General features: G+C 74.2%; 14 protein-coding genes and 1 pseudogene. 10 read left to right on the top strand and 5 right to left on the bottom strand.

The window, feature by feature from the left end:
• The first annotated feature begins 200 nt into the window (after nucleotides 1-200).
• Nucleotides 201-1,787, top strand: a complete 1,587-nt coding sequence (locus ACSNOC_RS22280; RefSeq protein WP_436749312.1) for a S8 family serine peptidase — start codon at nucleotides 201-203, stop codon at nucleotides 1,785-1,787.
• 39 nt (nucleotides 1,788-1,826) lie between these two features.
• Here the strand turns inward: ACSNOC_RS22280 and ACSNOC_RS22275 are convergent, their stop codons facing one another.
• Nucleotides 1,827-2,219 (bottom strand): helix-turn-helix domain-containing protein, encoded by a 393-nt coding sequence (locus tag ACSNOC_RS22275; protein ID WP_436749311.1) that lies wholly within the window; start codon nucleotides 2,217-2,219, stop codon nucleotides 1,827-1,829.
• Between the two features lie 154 nt (nucleotides 2,220-2,373).
• Between ACSNOC_RS22275 and ACSNOC_RS22270 the strand changes: the two genes are divergently transcribed.
• From ACSNOC_RS22270 to ACSNOC_RS22260, 3 genes and pseudogenes are all read left to right on the top strand, one after another.
• Nucleotides 2,374-2,712: a hypothetical protein gene (locus ACSNOC_RS22270; RefSeq protein WP_436749310.1), complete on the top strand. Its 339-nt coding sequence runs from the start codon at nucleotides 2,374-2,376 to the stop codon at nucleotides 2,710-2,712.
• A gap of 207 nt (nucleotides 2,713-2,919) precedes the next feature.
• Nucleotides 2,920-3,390: pseudogene (locus ACSNOC_RS22265) on the top strand (hypothetical protein); the annotation flags it as partial.
• A gap of 646 nt (nucleotides 3,391-4,036) precedes the next feature.
• Nucleotides 4,037-7,078, top strand: coding sequence for an FAD-binding and (Fe-S)-binding domain-containing protein (locus ACSNOC_RS22260; RefSeq protein ID WP_436749309.1), 3,042 nt, complete (start codon nucleotides 4,037-4,039; stop codon nucleotides 7,076-7,078).
• A gap of 96 nt (nucleotides 7,079-7,174) precedes the next feature.
• On the opposite strand, the gene ACSNOC_RS22255 is transcribed toward ACSNOC_RS22260, so the two are convergent.
• Complete coding sequence (locus ACSNOC_RS22255) at nucleotides 7,175-8,704, bottom strand: FAD-binding oxidoreductase (RefSeq protein WP_436749308.1); 1,530 nt, start codon at nucleotides 8,702-8,704, stop codon at nucleotides 7,175-7,177.
• 267 nt (nucleotides 8,705-8,971) lie between these two features.
• Here ACSNOC_RS22255 and ACSNOC_RS22250 point away from each other — a divergent pair, with 267 nt between their 5' ends.
• A complete protein-coding gene (locus ACSNOC_RS22250; protein WP_436749307.1) occupies nucleotides 8,972-9,940 on the top strand; it encodes a glycosyltransferase family 2 protein in 969 nt (322 codons plus the stop codon).
• 3 nt (nucleotides 9,941-9,943) lie between these two features.
• Nucleotides 9,944-11,344, top strand: a complete 1,401-nt coding sequence (locus tag ACSNOC_RS22245; protein WP_436749306.1) for a polysialyltransferase family glycosyltransferase — start codon at nucleotides 9,944-9,946, stop codon at nucleotides 11,342-11,344.
• Nucleotides 11,345-11,468: 124 nt separating this feature from the next.
• Here ACSNOC_RS22245 and ACSNOC_RS22240 read toward each other — a convergent pair whose 3' ends face one another.
• Nucleotides 11,469-12,587: an acyltransferase gene (locus ACSNOC_RS22240; RefSeq protein ID WP_436749305.1), complete on the bottom strand. Its 1,119-nt coding sequence runs from the start codon at nucleotides 12,585-12,587 to the stop codon at nucleotides 11,469-11,471.
• 295 nt (nucleotides 12,588-12,882) lie between these two features.
• Between ACSNOC_RS22240 and ACSNOC_RS22235 the strand changes: the two genes are divergently transcribed.
• Both ACSNOC_RS22235 and ACSNOC_RS22230 read left to right on the top strand, forming a co-directional pair.
• On the top strand, nucleotides 12,883-14,400 hold the full coding sequence (locus ACSNOC_RS22235; protein ID WP_436749304.1) for an ATP-dependent DNA ligase: 1,518 nt from the start codon (nucleotides 12,883-12,885) through the stop codon (nucleotides 14,398-14,400).
• Between the two features lie 129 nt (nucleotides 14,401-14,529).
• Entirely contained in the window at nucleotides 14,530-15,615 is a 1,086-nt protein-coding gene (locus tag ACSNOC_RS22230; protein WP_436749303.1) for a L,D-transpeptidase family protein, read from the top strand.
• A 93-nt stretch (nucleotides 15,616-15,708) separates the two neighbouring features.
• On the opposite strand, the gene ACSNOC_RS22225 is transcribed toward ACSNOC_RS22230, so the two are convergent.
• Nucleotides 15,709-16,182, bottom strand: coding sequence for a MarR family winged helix-turn-helix transcriptional regulator (locus tag ACSNOC_RS22225; RefSeq protein WP_436749302.1), 474 nt, complete (start codon nucleotides 16,180-16,182; stop codon nucleotides 15,709-15,711).
• 124 nt (nucleotides 16,183-16,306) lie between these two features.
• Between ACSNOC_RS22225 and ACSNOC_RS22220 the strand changes: the two genes are divergently transcribed.
• The gene (locus ACSNOC_RS22220) at nucleotides 16,307-16,543 is read left to right on the top strand and encodes a DUF2277 domain-containing protein (protein WP_436749301.1); all 237 of its coding nucleotides are present in this window, start codon (nucleotides 16,307-16,309) and stop codon (nucleotides 16,541-16,543) included.
• Here the strand turns inward: ACSNOC_RS22220 and ACSNOC_RS22215 are convergent.
• Nucleotides 16,516-17,028, bottom strand: coding sequence for a GNAT family N-acetyltransferase (locus ACSNOC_RS22215; protein WP_436749300.1), 513 nt, complete (start codon nucleotides 17,026-17,028; stop codon nucleotides 16,516-16,518). The genes ACSNOC_RS22220 and ACSNOC_RS22215 overlap by 28 nt on opposite strands.
• A gap of 144 nt (nucleotides 17,029-17,172) precedes the next feature.
• Here ACSNOC_RS22215 and ACSNOC_RS22210 point away from each other — a divergent pair.
• The coding region (locus tag ACSNOC_RS22210) for an ATP-binding protein (RefSeq protein WP_436749299.1) at nucleotides 17,173-19,785 on the top strand (2,613 nt) is incomplete at its 3' end.

The following is a 19,785-nucleotide window of genomic DNA, read 5'->3' as shown; positions in this document are numbered from 1 at the left end:
GGCACCGCCCGGGGGGCGGCGGGGAGCGGGGCGGGCACCCGCGCGCGGCGGGATTTCATCCTTGCCGCACTACACCGCGCGGCGGCGCGCGGCGCGCGTTGTCGCCAAATGAGTATCCCGGCACAAAGCATGGACAACACCTGCACGCGCGCGCTGTCATATGCGGGCTTCACACTCGTTTTCCCCACGAGGAGGACCCCATGGCAGGACAGCGCCGTCGCTCCCGGCGAAGACTGGCCGGAGTCGGCGCGGCCGTCGCGGCGGCCCTCGCCATGAGCCTCTTCTCCGCCTTCCCCTCCGGCGCCGGGGAGCCCGAAGGCCGGATCGTGAACGCGGGTGCCGCCGGCGCCATCACCGGCAGTTACATCGTCACCCTCGACGAGAGCGACGTCCGGGCCGGAACGAGCGCGGGCCGCGCCCTGGCCCGGGAGTACGGCGCGGACATCACCGAGACGTACACCGAGGCCATCAACGGGTACGCCGTCGAACTGTCCGAGCGGGAGGCCCGGCGGCTCGCCGCCGACCCGGCGGTCGAATCCGTCCACCAGAACCGGATGCTGTCGATCGACGCCGCCCAGCCCAGCCCGCCGTCCTGGGGCCTGGACCGGATGGACCAGGCGGCGCTGCCCCTCAACAAGAGCTACAGCTACCCGGACTCGGCCGGAGCGGGCGTCACGGCGTACATCATCGACACCGGAGTCCGGGTCTCCCACAGCGACTTCGGGGGCCGGGCCAGGAACGGCTACGACGCCGTCGACAACGACAACGTCGCCCAGGACGGCAACGGCCACGGCACGCACGTCGCCGCCACCGTGGCGGGCACCGCGTACGGCGTGGCCAAGCGGGCGGAGATCGTCGCCGTCCGCGTGCTCGACAACGCGGGCCGCGGCACCACCGCCCAGGTCATCGCGGGCATCGACTGGGTGACGGAGAACGCCGAGAAGCCGGCCGTCGCCAATGTGAGCCTCGGCGGCGGCGTGGACAGCGCGCTGGACACGGCCGTGCGCAACTCCATAGCCTCCGGCGTCACCTACGCCGTGGCGGCGGGCAACGACAACGCCAACGCGTCCAACTCCTCCCCGGCGCGCGTCTCCGAGGCCATCACGGTCGGGTCGACGACGAACACCGACGCCCGCTCCAGCTTCTCCAACTACGGCAGCGCCGTCGACATCTTCGCGCCCGGTTCGTCCATCACCTCGGCGTGGAGCACCGGCGACACCGCGACGAAGTCACTCAGCGGAACTTCCATGGCCGCCCCCCACGTCGCCGGGGCCGTGGCGCTCTACCTGGCGGACCACCCGACCGCCACGCCCGCCTCGGTGAGCACCGCGCTGAGGAGCAACGCGCTGACGGGCCTCATCGGGGACGTCGGGGTCGGCTCGCCCAACCGCCTGCTGCACATCGGCGTCGGCGGCACCCCGCCGCCTCCCCCGCCGCCGTCCGGCCGGACGTTCGGCAGCACCACCGACCACACCATCCGCGACTTCGCCACGGCCGAGTCACCGATCGCCGTCACCGGCGTCTCCGGCACCGCCCCGGCCGCGCTGAGCGTTTCGGTCGACATCAAGCACCCGCACATCGGTGACCTGAAGGTCGAACTCATCGCGCCCGACGGCACCGCCTACCAGCTCAAGAACTTCTGGACCGGCGGCAGCGCGGACAACCTGATCCAGACCTACACGGTCAACGCGTCGAGCGAGACTGCGAACGGGACCTGGAAGCTGCGGGTCACCGACTTCGGCTTCTTCAACACCGGGAAGATCGACTCCTGGGGTCTGCGGTTCTGACCGCTCGCCGTCCCCCTCCCCCTCGGGCGACGGGCCGGCTCACGCGGCGAGGAGTATGAGCTTCGCCTCGGGGGTGGTGCGCGTCCTCCTGGCCGGCCTCGCTCGCGCGGGGCCGGCCAACTCGCTCTGGGCGCGGGCGAGGAGGTCGCCCAGGCCCAGGCCGAGGGCGCGCGCGGCGGCGGCGAGGACCTCGGAGGAGGCTTCCTTCCGGCCCCGTTCCACCTCGGAGAGATAGGGCATCGAGATGCGGGCCTCGTCGGCCACGTCCTTCAGGGTGCGCTCCTGGGCCAGACGCTCACGGCGCAGGATCTCCCCGACGAGATCCCGCCACAGCGGCTCCCGGTCCCGGGCCTCGGCCGGCGGCCGGTCGGGGGCCCCGGCGGGGCGGCGCAGCGGGATGACGGGGGCGTGGTGCGGCGCGTGGTTGCTCACCTCTTCAGCGTAGGAGCGCCGCGCCCGGCGGCCACCGGGCCGGGGTCCGCCCTCCGCGAAATAGGCGGTCCCCGGCCCGCGTCGCCGGGAAGACCATGCCGCCGGACGAGACCGTAGACTCCCTCAACTGCCGCCCTCCGGAAGGATGTCCAGGATGTCACCGCTGCCCGCCCGCAACCGGCTCGTCATACGCGGCGGTGTCGCCGCGCTGCCGCTGCTGCTCGCCGCCGCGCTGCTCGCGGGCTGCTCGGACGACAGCGACGACTGCGACGACCGGGCGGCGGGAGCGACGGGGGCGACGGCGAGCGCCGATCCGGAGGCCGTGGCGCCGGCCGCCGCGCCGGAGCGGATCAGCGGCGGTTCCGGTGGCCGGAGCGGGGGTTCCGGTGGCCGGAGCGGGAGCACGTCCTCCGCCGCCGGGAGCGTGCTCGCCGGGGGGACCAGCTCCGGCTCGTACCGCAGCGGCGGCTCCGGTGACGACTGCGACGACTGAGCCAACGCCCGGTGCCCGGCGCCGGGCGGAGATTGCCGACGCGTGAACTCTCGCCGCCCCGGAGCCGCTTGTGCCGAGACCGGGGCATGGGCCGCCCCGGCGCGGGCAATGCATGGAGACGGCTACGCGCGTCAACCCCGCCCCGTGGCCGAGATTGTCATGTGCATGATCCATCGCCGACCGGGCCGACAGAAGGGTTTTCCCACGATGAGACTCCGTTCCGTCCTCACCTCGCTCGCCCTCGCCGGGGCCGCGCTGTTCGCGGCACCCGGCGCCGGGGCGGCGACCGCCTCCGCCGCCGGGGACGTCACGCCGTACGTCACCAAGATCAGCCACGCGCAGGCGACCAGCATGTTCCGCGAGGTGGGCATCACCTGGTCCTCGTCGGGCAACTGCTCCGACCGCTACAACTCCACCTGCACCTCGTTCGAACAGCTCAACCTCGCGTCGGCGCAGGGCGCGCAGACCCTGAAGCGGGCCAGCGGCTGCGCCCTGAACATCACCGGCGGCACCGAGGTCGGGCACGCCAGCGGCACCTACAGCCACTGGAACGGCTACAAGCTCGACTACTCGCTGGGCACGTGCATCAACTCCTACGTCACGAACAACTTCACCTACATCGGGCTGCGCGGGGACGGCGCCCCGCAGTACCGGTCGGGGTCGGGCAACATCTACGCGCGCGGTCCCGGCGTAGCCTCGACAGGACGCGACAGGAAAGGGACAACCAGGAAGGAAACGCCCATGGGTGCGCGCTCGGACACGCGGTCACGCCTCGACGGACTGGTGCGCGGTGCCGCCGCGGGAGCGGCCGGGTCCGCCGCGCTCCAGCTCGTGACGTATCTCGACATGGCCGCCCGGGGCAGACCCGCCAGCCGCACGCCCGAGGAGACGGTGGAGAGGCTGTCGGAGGTGACACACGTGCCCGTGCCGGGCGCGGGCGGGACCCGCGCCCACCGCGTCACGGCGCTCGGGGCACTGGCCGGGCTCGCGGTCGGGATGGGGATCGGGGCCGCGCTGGGCGCCGCCGTCCGCACCGGGCCGGTGCGGACCGGGCTGGCCGCCGGGCTCGGGGCCATGGCGGGCAGCAACGGTCCGATGGCGGTGCTCGGCGTGACGGACCCCCGGACGTGGAGCCGCGGCGACTGGCTCGGCGACGTGGTGCCGCACGCCGCCTACGGCGCGGTGACGGCGGGCGTCCTGCACGGGCTGCGGCGCGGCCAGTCGGCCTAGTGCGGCTTTCGCCCCGGTGCGCGGCGGCGCAGGGTGGGTCCATGGGACGCATCGCGGCCGAAGCCGCCGGGGGACGAGGAACGGGAGCCCGTTGATGGAGCCGATCGATCTGCCCCCGCCCGTCGTGCGCCGCGCCGCCACCGGGGTCGACCTCCCGGCGCTGGAGCGGGCGCTGCGCGAACGCGTCGAGGGCGAGGTGCGGTTCGACGCCGGGACGCGGGCCGCCTACTCCACGGACGCCTCCAACTACCGTCAGGTGCCGCTCGGCGTGGTGCTGCCGCGCACGCCGGAGGACGCCGAGGTGGCGGTCGCGGTCTGCCGCGACCACGGCGCGCCGCTGCTGTCGCGCGGCGGCGGCACCAGCCTGGCGGGGCAGACGTGCAACGAGGCGGTGGTGCTGGACTGGAGCAAGTTCTGCCACCGGCTGGTGTCCGTCGATCCCGGGCGGCGGCTGTGCGTCGTGGAGCCGGGCATCGTGCTCGACGACCTCAACCGCCGGCTCGCCCCGCACGGCCTGCACTTCGGCCCCCAGCCCGCCACCCATCCCAACTGCACGCTCGGCGGCATGATCGGCAACAACTCCTGCGGCTCCACGGCCCAGCGGTACGGCAAGGTCGTGGACAACGTCCGCCGCCTGGAGGTGCTGACCTACGACGGGCTGCGGATGTGGGTCGGGGAGACGCCGGACGAGGAGCTGGCCCGGCTCACCGCGGGCGAGGGCCGCCGGGCCGCGATCTACCGGCATCTCGTCACGCTCCGCGACCGTTACGGCGATCTGGTGCGCGAACGCTACCCGCGCATCCCGCGCCGGGTCTCGGGGTACAACCTCGACTCGCTGCTGCCCGAGCACGGCTTCGACGTGGCCGGGCTGCTCGTCGGCTCCGAGTCCACCCTGGTCACCGTGTTGCGCGCCGAGCTCGAACTCGCGCCCGCGCCGCGGCACATCGCGCTCGTCGTCCTCGGCTACCCCGACATCGCCACCGCCGCCGACCACGTGCCCGCCGTGCTGCGGCACGACCCGTACGCGCTGGAGGGGATCGACGAGCGGATGGTGGAGGCCCAGCGCCGCAAGCACCTCAACCCCGAGGCGGTGCGGGAGCTGCCCGAGGGCGGCGCCTGGCTGATGGTCCAGTTCGCCGGGGACACCCACGAGGAGGTCGCCGCCGCGGCCCGCGCGCTCATCGACGCCACGCCCGAGGACGTCGGCCACTCCTGGTACGACGACCCGCGCCGCCAGAACGAGATGTGGCTGGTGCGCGAGTCGGCCCTCGCGTCCACCGCGCACGTGCCCGGCGAGCCCGACACGTGGGAGGGCTGGGAGGACGTCGCCGTGGAGCCGGCGAAGCTGGGCGCCTATCTGCGCGATCTCCAGGCCCTGTACCGGGAGTTCGACTACGACCGCCCGTCGGTCTACGGGCACTTCGGGCAGGGCTGCGTGCACACCCGCATCCCGTTCGACCTGGAGTCGGCCGACGGCGTCGCCGACATGCGGGAGTTCGTGGAACGGGCCGCCGATCTCGCGCTCTCCTACGGCGGTTCGCTGTCGGGCGAGCACGGCGACGGGCAGTCGAGGGCCGAACTGCTGGACAAGATGTACGGGCCGGAGCTGATCGAGGCGTTCGGCCGCCTGAAGGCGGTGTTCGACCCGGCCGACCGCATGAACCCCGGGAAGCTCGTCGCCCCCTTCCGGCTGGACGAGAAGCTGCGGCTGGGCGCCGGTTACGACCCGTGGGAGCCGGAGACGGCCTTCGCCTTCCCGCACGACGACGGCAGGTTGAGCCGGGCGGCGGCCCGTTGCGTCGGCGTCGGCAAGTGCCGGTCGCTGGAGGGTGGGGTGATGTGCCCCAGCTACCGGGCGACGCGGGAGGAGGAGCATTCCACCCGGGGCCGGGCCCGGCTGTTGTTCGAAATGGTCCGCAACGACTCGCCGGTGGACGACGGCTGGCGTTCGGCCGAGGTCCGCGACGCCCTCGATCTGTGCCTGGCGTGCAAGGGCTGCAAGACGGACTGCCCGGTCAATGTCGACATGGCCACGTACAAGGCCGAGTTCCTCCACCACCACTACGCCGGGCGGCTGCGCCCGCGCGCGCACTACGCGATGGGCTGGCTGCCGGTCACGCTGCGGCTGGCCGCGCGGGCGCCGCGCGCGGTCAACGCGCTGGCCGGGGTACCGGCGCTGGCCCGCGCCGCCAAGGCGGCGGCCGGGGTGGCGCCGCAGCGGGAGCTGCCGGTGCTCGCGGAGCAGCGGTTCACCGCCTGGTGGCGGGCGCGCGGCGGGCCGCGCGGCTCCGGCGAGCGCGGCGAGGTCGTGGTCTGGCCGGACACGTTCACCGACCACTTCCATCCGGCGGTCGGCAGGGCTGCCGTGGAGGTGCTGGAGGCGGCCGGGTTCCGGGTCACGGTGCCGGAACGGGCGGTGTGCTGCGGCCTGACGTGGATCTCGACGGGTCAACTCGGCGTCGCCAAGCGGGTGTTGCGGCACACGCTGGAGGTGCTGCGGGAGGATCTGCGGCGCGGCACGCCGGTCGTCGGGCTGGAGCCGAGCTGCACGGCGGTCTTCCGCGCCGACGCCGCCGAGCTGTGGCCGGACGACCCCGACGTGCGGCGGCTGCGCGACCAGACCCGCACCCTGGCCGAACTGCTGGCCGAGCGCGCCCCCGACTGGCGGCCACCGGCCGTGGACGCGCGGGCGGTGGTCCAGCGGCACTGCCACCAGTACGCCGTGATGGGCTTCGCCGCCGACCGCGCGCTGCTGGAGCGCGCCGGGGTGAAGGCCGAGGTGCTGGACGCGGGTTGCTGTGGCCTGGCGGGCAACTTCGGCTTCGAGAAGGGGCATTACGAGGTGTCGATGGCCTGCGCCGAGGCCGGGCTGCTGCCCGCCGTCCGCGCGGCCGGTGACGACACGCTGGTGCTGGCGGACGGCTTCAGCTGCCGCACCCAGGTCGAGCAGGCGGGCACCGGGCGCACGCCGCTGCACCTGGCCGAGGTGCTGGCCGCCGCGCTGCGCGGCCGGGACGCCCGTGAGGCCGCCGACCGCCCGCACGCCGTGCCCCTCGGGCACCGGGCGCTGGTCGCGCCGGCGCTGGTGGCGGGCGCGGCGGCCCTGCTGTTCGAGGCGGTCAGGCGACGGCGCTGAACGCCGCCGAGCGGCGCGCCCGGCCGGAGCCGGAACCGCCCCGGACCGGTCTGGGGGGGTGGGCGACCGGCCCGGGACGGCGTGCGGGGGCGGGGGTCAGGCGCCGACGCTCTGCGGGAACGAGAAGGCGTTGTCCGGGTCGTACCTGCGCTTGACCGCGACCAGGCCGGTGTAGTTCTCCGCGTAGTACGAGCGCCGCCAGTCCGGCAGCGCCGGGTCGATGAAGTTCTGGTACGTCTCCCCGTTGGAGTACGGGTCGCCCGTCGCGAAGCCCCGGTCCACCCACGCGTGGGCGACCGTGCGCGCCTCGTCGGTGACGGTGCCGGAGCGGATGGTGGACAGGAAGTTCAGCGTGAACAGGCTGTCCCGGTGCACGTACGCCGTGGCGGTGCGGCTGAGGTCACCGACGGCGCCGCCGGTGGGCAGCACCTGGAGCTGGTGGGTCTGCCCGGCCAGCCGGTCGGCGTCGAAGACGGCCAGGATCCGCTCCCAGGCGCCGCGGTCGGGGGCCTGCCCGAAGAAGCGGCTGCGCTCCAGGCCGAAGAGCGGGCGCGGGAGCTGGCCCTCGGGCGTGGCGCCCACGCGGTGGCACTGGGAAACGGTGCGGGTGGCGCAGCCGTAGACGCCCATCATCAGGTTCACGTAGGGCACGACGTTCGCGGACTGGGACGCGGCGGGGCCGGTCAGCGTCAGCAGGCGGGCCACCTCGGACTCCAGTTCGGCGCTGGTGCCGGTGGAGACGAGCTGGATCACCGGGACCGGCACACCGCCGGGCGCCGCGTCGGGGAGGGTGACGACCGCCGCGCCGCCGATGGTGCGCGGGGCACCGGCGAGCCACTGGGCGTAGCCGTGGACCATGTCGACCGCGCGGTCCCACGGGAAGGACAGGCTCGTGGTGGCGACCGTGGTGAGCTGGTCGGGGGTCACGGTGTAGGAGGTGACGACGCCGAAGTTGCCGCCACCGCCGCCGCGCAGCGCCCAGAACAGGTCGGGGTGCTCCTGCCGGGAGGCGGTGACGACCCGGCCGCTGGCCAGGACGACCTGGGCCGCGGTGACGTTGTCGCAGGCCATGCCGAACGACGGGGTGAGGAAGCCGATGCCGCCGCCGGTGATGAAGCCGCCGGCCGCGACCGTGGGGCAGGCGCCGCCGACGACCGCGAGGCCGCTGGGGGCCAGCGCGTTGAGGACGTCGACGTTCTGCGCGCCGGCGCCGACCCGCACGGTGCCGCTGCCCAGCGTGATGCCGTTGAGCCGCGAGACGTCGATGACGAGGCCCTGGGAGGTGGAGTAGCCGCCGCCGCTGTGGCCGCCGCTGCGGGCGGCGAACGGCAGGCAGTGGTCCTGGGCGAACTTCAGGGAGACCGAGACGTCGCTCGCGGTCTCGCAGAAGACGACGCCCTGGGGGTTGACCTTGTCGTACTCGACGGTGTCGAGCTGCTTCGCCGTGGCGTAGGACGCGTCGGAGGGGAGGATCAGGTCTCCCGTGAGGTGCCGGCGGAGCTGGTCCCAGGGTATGGAGGAGGCGGTGGACCGGCGCCGTCCCCCGGCGGCCACCGGGGCGGCGTGCAGCACCGAGTACGCCGTGGCCGCGGACCCGGCGCCCAGAAGAGTTCTTCGTCTGATCATGCCGAGCACCCTGCCGCAGCGCGGACCGGAATTCGTTAGCAGTGAGTCGCCAGTCTCTTTGCTGAGTGTCCTCACCGTGTCCACACGACGCGCACGCGGCACGAGTCCCCGGTGAAGGTGAACGGGGACCCCGCCGAAAGTGAGCCAAAAGGGGGAAATAACCTAGCGTACAGACAGCGTTTACCATGTGGTCATCTACGCGTATCCTGGCGCGCCGGTCCTCTGTCTACCGTCGCGTTTGTCCTGTTCACAGCCCCTGGAAACCCGGTGCCCAAGCTCTCTGTCATCGTCGCCTGCCACAACGTGCAGGACTTCGTTCCCAACACGCTGCGCAGCCTCGCCCGGAACGCCGGGCCGGAGACCGAGTTCATCCTCGTCGATGACCGCTCCACCGACGCCACAGGGGAGATCCTCGGGCGGGCCGAGGGCGAGCTGCCCAGAGCCCGGGTCATCAGACACGACCAGAACATGGGCATCTCGCACGCGCGGAACACCGGCATCGAGGCCGCCAAGGGCGACTACCTGACCTTCCTCGACGGCGACGACTGGTACGCGCCGGGCTATCTGGACCAGCTGGTCGCCGCGATCGAGGACCTGGGCTGCGACTTCGTCCGCACCGACCACGTGCAGTCGCACGGCAAGCGCCGCACCATCGCCCGCGCGCCCGCCCCCCGCCGGGGCGAGGTGATCAACCCGCGCGACGCGATCGCGCCCGCCGACCGCAAGACGATGGTCGACTACCCCTTCGTCTGGGCCGGGATCTACCGCCGGGGCCTGTTCGAGGACGGGATGCGCTTCGAGACGCACCTGCGGACCGCCGAGGACCGGGTCTTCTCCTGGCAGCTCCACCTGCGGGCGAAGACGTTCGCCTCCGTGGGGCTGCTCGGCGTGTTCTACCGGCGGGGCGTGACGACCTCCCTGACGCAGATACGCGACGACCGCCAGCTCGACTTCCTTCCCGCCCACGACCTGATCCTGCGGGAGGTCACGGCCGACCCGGAGGCGGACCGTTTCCTCCCCAAGATCATCAGGACCTACTGCGCGATGATCGCCTTCCACGCCGCCAACGCGGGCCGCTACGAGCCGGAGGCCGCGCGGCGGCTGAAGCAGGAGTCGGCGGCGGCGATGCGCCGCTTCCCTCCGCAGCTCCTGGAGCGGACACTGGTGGCCATGGGGGAAGACCGGGAGCGTGTCCTGCGGCGGCTGCTCGGGCGGCTCCGGAAGGCGGTGGCCTGAGCCATGACCGATGCCAACCGCACCACCCAGATCTTCGAGGCGTCCACGCTGTACGGCGCGGCGACGCTCGCCGCCGCGCTGGACGCCGGCCAGTTCGGGCCGCGCGGCGCGGCGCGCCGGGTGCTGCTCGTCAGCAACAACGCGACGATCCCGGAGACGGCCGCCGAGCTGAGCGAGATGGCCGGGTGGCGCGGCATCGCCGCCCGCTTCGACACGGTCATCGACTGGAACGAGACGATCAGCCCGCACCACCCCAGCGACTGGGGCCCCGCCGACCGCGACGCGCCGGTCTGGGAGCGGATGCTGCGCCGCTTCTGGGGGCTCGGGGACGGCCGCGTCGAGCTGATCGTGGAGTCCGTGCACGCCAAACCGGCCGCCGCGCTGGCCACGATCTTCGCCGACGCCGACGTGCACGTGTACGCGGACGGGCTGATGAGCTACGGCCCGACGCGGGACCGGCTGCCGGCCGACACCGCGATCCGCGTGCAGCGGCTGCTCCACCTCGACCTGGTGCCGGGGCTGCGCCCGCTGCTGCTGGCCGAGCACGACGTGCCGTCCGAGGTCGTGCCCGACGACGCGTTCCGGGCGGTGCTGGACGAGATCAGCGCCGAGAGCCGGGACGGCGCGGGGGCCGGGGACGACGAGGAGGTGCCCGCGCAGGTCGCCGTGATCCTCGGCCAGTACCTGGCGGCGCTGGAGATCCTCACGCCGCGCGAGGAGGAGGCGCTGCACGAGCGGATGCTGCGCGGGGCCGCCGCGGCCGGGTTCCGCGCGGTGGTGTTCAAGCCGCATCCGACCGCGCCCGCGCACTACTCGAAGGTGCTGGAGAAGGCGGCGGCGGACCTCGGCGTGCGGCTGACCGTGCTGGACACGCCGATGCTGGCCGAGACGGTCTTCGAGCGGTACCGGCCGGGCCTGGTCGTGGGCTGCTTCTCCACCGCGATGTTCACCGCGTCCGCGTACTACGGCGTGCCCATCGCGCGGGTCGGGACCGGGCCGCTGCTGGAGCGGATCACGCCGTACCAGAACAGCAACCGCGTCCCGCTGACCATCGTCGACGCCCTGGTGCCCGATCTGGAGCGCGCCAAGGCCGGCGAGGTCGTCACCGCGCGGGCGGACGCGGCGCGGAGCGTCGGGCCGCTGGTGCGGACCGTCGGGTACTGCATGCAGGGCAAGCTCAACCCGGGACTGCGCCCCGAGGCCGAGGCATGGCTGGACGCGCACCTGAACGAGGAGACCTGGCGGTACTTCAAGCGGGCCCGGCTGACCGCGCTGGCGCTGCCGGGCGGCTTCGCCTCCGGCCTCGCGCGGCAGCTCCCCGGCTCGGGCACGGCGCTGCGGATCGCGCGCCGGGTGCGGAAGGCGACGCTCCGCGACGGCAAGGACGGCAAGGCCAAGCGCTGAGCCGCCGCCCCGGCGCGGGCCGGAAGCACGGGCCGGGCGCACGGGAACAAGAAGGAACGCGAGGGGGGGGACGGGCCCGGTGCCCGTCGCCCCCCTCGCGTCGTACCGGGGTCGGCCGCCGGCGTCAGCCGAGGAAGCGGCGCAGGCCGAGGCGGCCCCACAGCAGGCTGGCGCCGTAGGACAGCACGCAGGTCACGGTCACCGTGCCGAGCAGCAGCAGGCTGCCGTCCACCGGGCCGACGTCCTCGCTGACGACCCGCTTCACGAGTTCCTCGACGAAGAAGACGTGCACCATGTAGGCGCCCATCGCCGCCGCGGCCAGCTTGCTCAGGGCCGGGCGCCAGCGCTCCGGGACGTGCCAGCGGCTGACGAGCATCAGCAGGGCGCCGGTCATGACGGCGACGAACGGGTGCGCGTTGGCGATCGGGTAGTGGATCGCGGTGTCGTACCAGATCACGCCGACGCAGCTCAGCAGGTACAGCGGCCACATCAGCCGGCGCCAGCGCGGCGGCAGCCCGCCGGGCAGGGAGAACAGCAGCGCGCCGGCCGCCGCGTAGACCACCGAGTAGGTGCCGAAGCTCCAGGTGACGGGCGGCGGGCTCCAGCCGGTGACCTCACCGATGGTGGGCAGGGCCTGCGGCAGGCCCGCGACGACGAGCAGGGCGATGCCCAGGCTCCAGGGGCGCTGCCCGACCCGGATCAGCGCGATGAAGGCCAGCGCCATGATGATCGGGATGTACGCGTACAGGAACCACAGGTGGTACGCGGGCTGCACCGTGCCGAAGACGGCGTCGACGGCGAGGTCGGTCATCGGCTTGTCGTTGAGGTCGCGCAGCCACCACCACACCAGGTAGGCACCGGTCCAGACGAACAGCGGCACCCCGTTGCGCCGGATCCGCTGCCACATCTTGGCGCTGTTCTGCGGCGGGGCGCCCATCAGCACGGCCCAGCCCGCCATGGCGAAGAACATCGGCACCGCGAACTGGTTGAGCCCGTCCGCGATGTGACCGATCCAGTAGGCCGAGGGCCCGTTGGCCTCCTCGCGGTCCACGGCCGTGATGAACGTGGCGGCGACATGGCCCAGGATGACGGCGCAGGAGGCTATGAGCCGCATCACGTCGATGTCGTACCGGTGCTCGTTCTCCGGGGTGGACCGCGGCGCGGGGATGGGGGCGGGAACGCCCTCCTCCACCTGCGGCGTCGTCGCGGCGGGCGCGGGTGCGGGTTCGGTCTTGGGGAGCATGGTTCCGATCGCTGGTTCGGTGGTGTGTGCCGTCCGTTGCGGCGGCGCGCTGATGCCGGACCTGGCTCCGGAATCCGTTGCCCGTGCACTACTAGCCGCCCGGCGCGAACGGCCCGTCGCCGGAAGGCGTCCACGGGGTGAACTCCGGGGGGCCCGGCGGTGCCCGGCGGGCCGGGCCAGGTGCCTTCCCGCACAGTACCGGGCAGGTGGGCGGCGCGGGAGGGCTGCCGACGCCGGGCCCGGCCGTGGGGCCGGCCGCGCTGCGGTCCCGGGCCCGCCGGGCGACCATGGACAGATGCTGCTGGCGGATGTCGCGCGGACCTCGCGGGAGGTCGCGGGCACGGCCTCGCGGACCGGGAAGGTCGCCGCGCTGGCCGCGCTCTTCCGTGCCACCGCGCCGGACGAGGCGCCGGTCGTCATCACCTATCTGGCCGGGCGGCTGCCGCAGCGCCGGCTCCGGGCCGGCCCCCGGACGCTCGGCGGCCGGCCGGTGCCCGCCGCCGCGCCCCGGCTCACCGTCCGGGAGACCGACGCGGCCCTGACGGCGGTCGCGGCGGTCTCCGGGCCGGGCGCCACGGCGGAGCGGCGGCGGCTGCTGACCGGGCTGCTGGCGGCGGCGACCGCCGAGGAGCAGGACTTCCTGATCCGGCTGATCGGCGGCGAGCTGCGGCAGGGCGCGCTGGACGCGGTCGCCGTGGACGGGCTCGCGGCGGCGGCGGGCGCGGACCCGGACGCGGTGCGGCGGGCCGTGATGCTGGGCGGCTCGCTCGGCGCGGTGGCGGCGGCGCTGCTGGCCCGCGGCCCGGCCGCGCTGGGGGAGTTCCGGCTGCGGGTGGGGCGGCCGGTGCTGCCGATGCTGGCGCGGAGCGCGCCGGACCTGGACGCGGCGCTGGACCGGGTGGGGCCGTGCGTGATCGAGGAGAAGCTCGACGGCATCCGGGTGCAGGTGCACCGGGACGGCGACGAGGTGCGGGTGTGGACCAGGACGCTGGACGAGATCACCGGGCGGCTTCCCGAAGTGCTGCGCGCGGCGCGGGAGCTGGCCGTCGACCGGGCGGTGCTCGACGGCGAGGTGATCGCGCTGGACGACGACGGGCGGCCCCGCCCGTTCCAGGAGACGTCCGGCCGGGTCGGCTCGCTGCGCGGCACGCTGCCGCTGGAGCCGGTCTTCTTCGACCTGCTCGCGGTGGACGGCCGCGACCTGCTGGGCCTGCCCACCGAAGAGCGGCACGCCGAGCTGGCCCGGATCGCGCCCGAGCCGCGCCGGGTGACGCGGCTGGTGGCCGAGGACCCGGGGAACCCCGGAGTGCGGGCGGCGGCGCGGGAGTTCGCGGACGCGGTGCTGGCGCACGGCCACGAGGGGGTGCTGGTGAAGGCGCTGGGCGCGCCGTACAGCGCGGGGCGGCGCGGGGCGTCCTGGCTGAAGGTGAAGCCGGTGCACACGCTCGACCTGGTGGTGCTGGGCGCCGAGCGCGGACACGGGCGGCGCACCGGGACACTGTCCAACCTGCACCTCGGCGCGCGCGGCGCGGACGGCTCGTTCGTGATGCTGGGCAAGACGTTCAAGGGGCTCACCGACGCGCTGCTGGCCTGGCAGACCGAGCGGCTGCGGGAGCTGGCGGTCGAGGACGACGGGTGGGTGGTGCGGGTGCGGCCGGAGCTGGTGGTGGAGGTCGCCTTCGACGGCGTGCAGCGGTCGAACCGCTACCCGGCGGGGGCCACGCTGCGCTTCGCGCGCGTCGTGCGCTACCGGGAGGACAAGACGCCCGCCGAGGCGGACTCGGTCGACCAGGTGCTGGCGCTGCTGCGGTGAACAGGGCCGGACGGTTTGGTCGAGGTTCCGTGGCCGCATTGTTATGGCAGAGGGCGCAACAAACGAGGGGGTTCGCGCATCTTCACCTATGAGGTCCTATGAGGTCCAGAAACTCCAGGGGGAACCGTGATGCGCGCCGCGCTCTTCAGAAAGTCCGTCCTCTCCGCCGCCGCGGCGCTCGTCACCGGCGCCGTGCTGCTGACCGGCTGTTCGGCCGAGGGGCAGGCCGCGTCCGACGGGCCGTCGGCCGGGGAGTCCGCCGGGGAGGAGTCGTCCCGCCCGGACGACGCCGAGGGCGGTGAGGAGGAGGACGAGACCGAGGAGCCGGCGGAGCGGGTCGTCCTCGGCTTCGGCGACGAGTCGGAGCAGGTGCGTGAACTCCAGGCGAGGCTGGAGCAGCTGGGTCACTTCGTGGCCCAGCCCACCGGGTACTACGGGGACGTGACGCTCGGCGCCGTCTCGGAGTACCAGCGCGAGGCCGGGCTCGACGTCTCCGGCACGGTCTACGAGTCGACGTGGGCGGCGCTCACGGACGCGACCGAGACCCCCGGCGAGGAGGACATGTACCCGCCCCAGCAGGTGATGGGGTACGGGGACAACTCGGAGCAGGTGCGCGAGCTGCAGGCGCGGCTGAAGCAGGTGGGCCACTTCGAGGAGAACCCCACGGGGTACTACGGGGACGTCACCACCGCGGCGGTCCGCGCGTACCAGGAGTCGGCCGGGATCGAGGCCACGGGCACGGTCTTCGAGCCGACGTGGACGGCGCTGACGGCCGAGACCGAGACGCCCACCGAGGAGGAGATGTACCCGCCGGTGGAGATCCCGGAGGTGGAGCCCGCCCAGGATCTGGACGAGCGCTGCCTGACCGGCCGGGTGCTGTGCATCTCCAAGACGTCGCGGACCCTGTCGTGGGTGGTCGACGGCGAGGTGCGGATGACGGTGGACGTGCGGTTCGGCGCCGAGGAGACCCCCACCCGCGAGGGCGAGTTCGAGGTGTACTGGAAGTCGCGGAACCACCACTCGACGCTGTACGACTCCCCGATGCCGTACGCGATGTTCTTCGACGGCGGCCAGGCCGTGCACTACTCGCAGGACTTCGCGGCCAACGGGTACAACGGCGCCTCCCACGGCTGTGTGAACGTGCGGGACGAGGCCGCCATCGCGCAGCTCTTCGACGCGGTGAACGAGGGCGACAAGGTCATCGTCTACTGGTGACGCACCCGGTGGCCGAGGCGGCCCCGGCCGGCGACCGCGCCGGCCGGGGCCGCCCGCCCCCCCCCCCCCGCCGTCGCCCGCCCGCCCGGCTCGTCAGCCGGGCGTGCGGGCGAGGCCGCGCAGCCGCTCGATCTGGAAGTCCGCGAGCTCGATGCTGCGGCGCATGTACTGGACGATGACGGCCAGTTCCTCCTCGGTGATGTCCTGGAACCGCGTCTCGAACGCCTCGCTCAGGAAGTCCCAGAGCGACTGCAGCCGCCTCCTCGCCTCCGGCACCAGGCTGACCAGCGTCCGCCGCCGGTCGCCCTCGTCGCGCTGCCGCGTCAGATACCCGGCCCGCTCCAGCCGGTCGACCAGACGGCTCGCCGCGCTGCTGGTGACGCCGGTCATCTCGGCCACCCGGCGGGTGGTGAGCGGCCCGCGCTCCATCGATATCAGGCTCAGACACTGCACGTCGGTCGGATGCAGGCCGAGATGATCGGCCACGGCCTGGTTGAACAACGCGTAGGACGCCAGATGACGCGGCCCATAGGCCCGGATCTCCGCCAATCGGTCCGCACGGGACATAGTGGTACCCCTCCCCGATCCCCCCGCCTCACGCTGTGAGACGGCCCTGCCACACATGTTCACCGCGCGGGCCATGTCTTGTCCACGCCTCCCCACCCGTCACGGCAGCGGGCAGACTGGTGGCATGTGCCGCAGCATCAAGACGCTCCGCCCGCCCGCGACGACCGACGTCACCGACGAGGACATCCGCGCCGCCGCCCTTCAGTACGTGCGCAAGGTGTCCGGGTTCCGCGCGCCCGCCGCCCACAACCGCGCGGTGTTCGACGAGGCGGTCGCGGCGGTGACGGCCGCCACGCAGCACCTGCTGGACCACCTGGAGGTGCGGGGCGCGGGTCAGACCCGGTCGAACGGCTCCGCGTAACGGAAGACCCCGCGCACCGCCGGGTCCCAGGCGGTCAGCGGGCGTACCTGGAAGTAGCGCCCCCAGGCCGGGTCGGGCGCCTCGACGCCGTACCCGGCGGCGTCCCGGAAGCCGAACCTGCCGTAGTACTCCGGACTGCCCAGCAGGGCCACGAGCGGCTCCCCCAGCGCGTCCGCCGCCCCCAGCACCGCGTGCACCAGCGCCAGCCCGACGCCGCGCCGCTGCCGCCCGGGGAGCACGCTGAGCGGCCCGAGCCCCACGGCGGGCCGCTCCCCGACGTGGCCGCGGGTGCCCACCACGTGCCCGACGACCTCGTCGTCCTCGACGGCCACCATCGACAGCGGCGGCAGCCACCCGTCGCACGCGCGCAACTCGTCCAGCAGCACCGCCTCGACCGGCACCGTCCCGTCCGCCGTGGCGAAGGCGGCGGCGGTGACGGCATGGACGGCGGCACGGTCCCCGGGGACCTCACGTCGGATGAACACCGCACCAGTCTCCGCCCCACGCGCCCCGGGAACAACCGCCGTCACCGATAACGGGATGGGGAGCAATCGCGCGTTGTGACATCCTCGTACAGCATCCGACAGCAGTGGGCACCATCCGGACCAACGGAAGATCAGAAGGCACACGTGTTCGAGGACCTCATCGGCCGGGACCACGCCGCCGGGGTGCTGCGCGCCGAGATCGCGCGGGCCACCGCCAGCCACGGCGGGCTGGTGCTGGTCGCGGGCGAGCCCGGCATCGGCAAGACCGCGCTCGTCACGGGCGCGGCCGAGGAGGCGCGGGCGCTCGGGGCCCTGGTGCTCGGCGGCTCCTGCTGGGACTCCGAGAACGCACCCGGCTACTGGCCGTGGGTGCAGGTCTTCCGTGCCCTGCGCCGCTCGGCCTCCGCCGCCGAGTGGGCGGCCGTCCGGGAGGCGACGGGCGGCGGGCTGGCGCCGCTGCTGGGGGAGAGCGGCCCGCAGGGCGACGCGGGCGGCTTCGAGCTGTACGACGCGGTGACCACCGCCCTGGTCACGGTCTCCCACCACCGCCCCGTGGTCGTGGTCCTGGACGACCTGCACTGGGCCGACACCGCCTCGCTGCGGCTGCTCCACTTCGCCGCCCAGCACACCTGGTTCGAACGGCTGCTGCTGGTCGGCACCTACCGCGACGCCGAGGTGGAGCCCGCCGACCACCCGCTGCGCCCGCTGATGATGCCGCTGGTGGCACGGGCGACCACGCTGGCGCTGGCCGGTCTCTCGGTGGACGAGGTCGGCGCGCTGATGGCCCGCACCGTGGGCCGCGCCCCGGAGCCGCACCTGGTCGCCGAGGTGCACCGGCGCACCGGCGGCAACCCGTTCTTCGTGGAGCAGACCGCCCGGCTCTGGCACAGCGGTGGCGCCGTCACCGCCATCCCGCCGGGCGTGGGCGACGCGGTGCGGCGGCGGCTCTGCCTGCTGCCGGAGCGGGTGGTGTGGCTGCTGAGCTGCGCGGCCGTGCTGGGCCGCGAGTTCCACCGGCAGGTGCTGGGCGCGGCGGCCGGGGCGCCGGCCGCCGAGGTGGACCGGCTGCTCGGGCACGCGGTGAGCGCCCGCCTGGTCGCGCAGCGCGGCGGGGGCCGGTTCGCCTTCACGCACGACCTGGTGCGCGAGACGCTCTACGACGCGCTGGACGAGGAGGAGCTGCGCCGCCGGCACGCCGCCGTGGTGCGGGCCCTGGACCACGACCCGGCGCTCGCGGACCGGGTCCCGCCCGCCGACCTGGCCCGCCACGCCCACCTGGCCGGGGACGGGCTGGACCCGGCCCGCGCCCTGGAGCTGCTGCGCGCCGCCGTGGACGACGCGATGGGACGGATGGCGTTCGAGGAGGCGATGGGCCACCACCGCCGCGCCTACGAGCTGGCCGCCGCCGTCGATCCCCGCCGCCGCGTCCTCATCGGCCTGGAGTACGCCCAGGAACTGTGGCAGGCCCGCGCCCGGGAGGAGGCCACCCGGGTCTTCCAGGAGGCCGTGGCGGAGGCCCGCGCGATCGACGACCCGGGGCTGCTGGCCCGGGTGGCGCTCTCGCTGTTCCGCGCCCAGGGCATCGGCCACCACGGCGAGCTGGCCGTGCTCAAGGCCGAGCTGCTCCACGAGGCCCACCGCCGGCTCGGCGGCCGGGCCGACCCGGCCCCCGTCCCGCCCGACGACCCGGCCGCCGTGGAACGCCTCGCCCGCGAACTCACCGTCCGGACCGCCGTGCTGGCCCGCCGCGGCCAGGACGACGACGCGCTCGCGTTCAGCCTGCTGGCCCGCCACGACGCCATCTGGGGACCCGGCACCGCCGCCGAACGCGAGACGCTCACCGACGAGATGCTCCGGCTCGCCCGCCGCAAGGGCGACAACGACCTGGAGCACTTCGCGGCCTCGCTGCGCTGGGTGGCGCTGCTCGAACAGGGCGACCCCCGTTACTCCGACCAGCTCGGCGCGTTCGTCGCCACGGTCGAACGCGTCGGGCTGCCGCGCCACCAGCTCGCCGCCCACATCGACCAGTGCATCGTCGCCGTCCTCCGGGGCCGCTTCGCGGACGCTGAGGAGCACCGGGCGCGGGTGCACGCGATGGGCTTCGACCACGAACACCCCCAGGGCTACGAGCAGTACGACCACCACCTGCGGTGGACCTGGCTGCTGGCCCAGGGCCGGTTCGCCGAACTGGACGCCCTGCACCGCTCCCTCACCCCGCGGGAGTACCCCTACCCGGAGCTGCTGGAGGGCATCACCGCGGCCCAGAAGGGCGACACCGGCACCGTGCTGCGGCTCCTGGAGGCCGCCGAGGAGGAGCGGTACCCGCCCTCCGTGGAGGCGCTGTGGCTGCGGTTCCAGGCGCAGGCCGCGGCGGCCTCCCGCGATCCGGTGCTGTGCGAGCGGGCCAGGGCCGCGCTCGCGCCGTTCTCCGACCAGTGGGCCGTGTCGCTGTTCGGCTTCGACGTCAGCGGCCCGATGGTGCTCTGGTCGGCCGTGCTCGACGCCGCCGAGGAGCGCTGGGACGCGGCCGTCACCGGCTTCACCGCCGCGGCCCGCTCCGCGGACCGGCTGCGGGCCCGCACCTGGGCGGTCGAGGCCCGCTCACTCCTCGCCCCCGCGCTGCTCGCCCGGGGCGCCCCCGGCGACGCCGACGCCGGCACCGCCCTGCTGAACGAGGTGGCCCGGGAGGCCGACGAGCTGGGCATGCGCCACATCGCCGCCCGCGTCTCCCGAGCCCAGCCCCGCCCGGCCCCGGCC

The organism is Streptomyces sp. URMC 129, from assembly GCF_051386415.1.
In the GTDB taxonomy this organism is placed as follows: Bacteria; Actinomycetota; Actinomycetes; order Streptomycetales; family Streptomycetaceae; genus Streptomyces.
The sequence above is the reverse complement of the archived record's forward strand: the minus strand, read 5'-3'. Positions and strand labels throughout refer to the sequence as shown.

Coding starts and splice junctions, on each gene's coding strand:
- ACSNOC_RS22235 (WP_436749304.1), top strand. CDS start 12,883: ATGCTGCTGGCGGATGTCGCGCGGACCTCGCGGGAGGTCGCGGGCACG.
- ACSNOC_RS22230 (WP_436749303.1), top strand. CDS start 14,530: ATGCGCGCCGCGCTCTTCAGAAAGTCCGTCCTCTCCGCCGCCGCGGCG.
- ACSNOC_RS22225 (WP_436749302.1), bottom strand. CDS start 16,182: ATGTCCCGTGCGGACCGATTGGCGGAGATCCGGGCCTATGGGCCGCGT.
- ACSNOC_RS22270 (WP_436749310.1), top strand. CDS start 2,374: ATGTCACCGCTGCCCGCCCGCAACCGGCTCGTCATACGCGGCGGTGTC.
- ACSNOC_RS22220 (WP_436749301.1), top strand. CDS start 16,307: ATGTGCCGCAGCATCAAGACGCTCCGCCCGCCCGCGACGACCGACGTC.
- ACSNOC_RS22280 (WP_436749312.1), top strand. CDS start 201: ATGGCAGGACAGCGCCGTCGCTCCCGGCGAAGACTGGCCGGAGTCGGC.
- ACSNOC_RS22260 (WP_436749309.1), top strand. CDS start 4,037: ATGGAGCCGATCGATCTGCCCCCGCCCGTCGTGCGCCGCGCCGCCACC.
- ACSNOC_RS22245 (WP_436749306.1), top strand. CDS start 9,944: ATGACCGATGCCAACCGCACCACCCAGATCTTCGAGGCGTCCACGCTG.
- ACSNOC_RS22255 (WP_436749308.1), bottom strand. CDS start 8,704: ATGATCAGACGAAGAACTCTTCTGGGCGCCGGGTCCGCGGCCACGGCG.
- ACSNOC_RS22240 (WP_436749305.1), bottom strand. CDS start 12,587: ATGCTCCCCAAGACCGAACCCGCACCCGCGCCCGCCGCGACGACGCCG.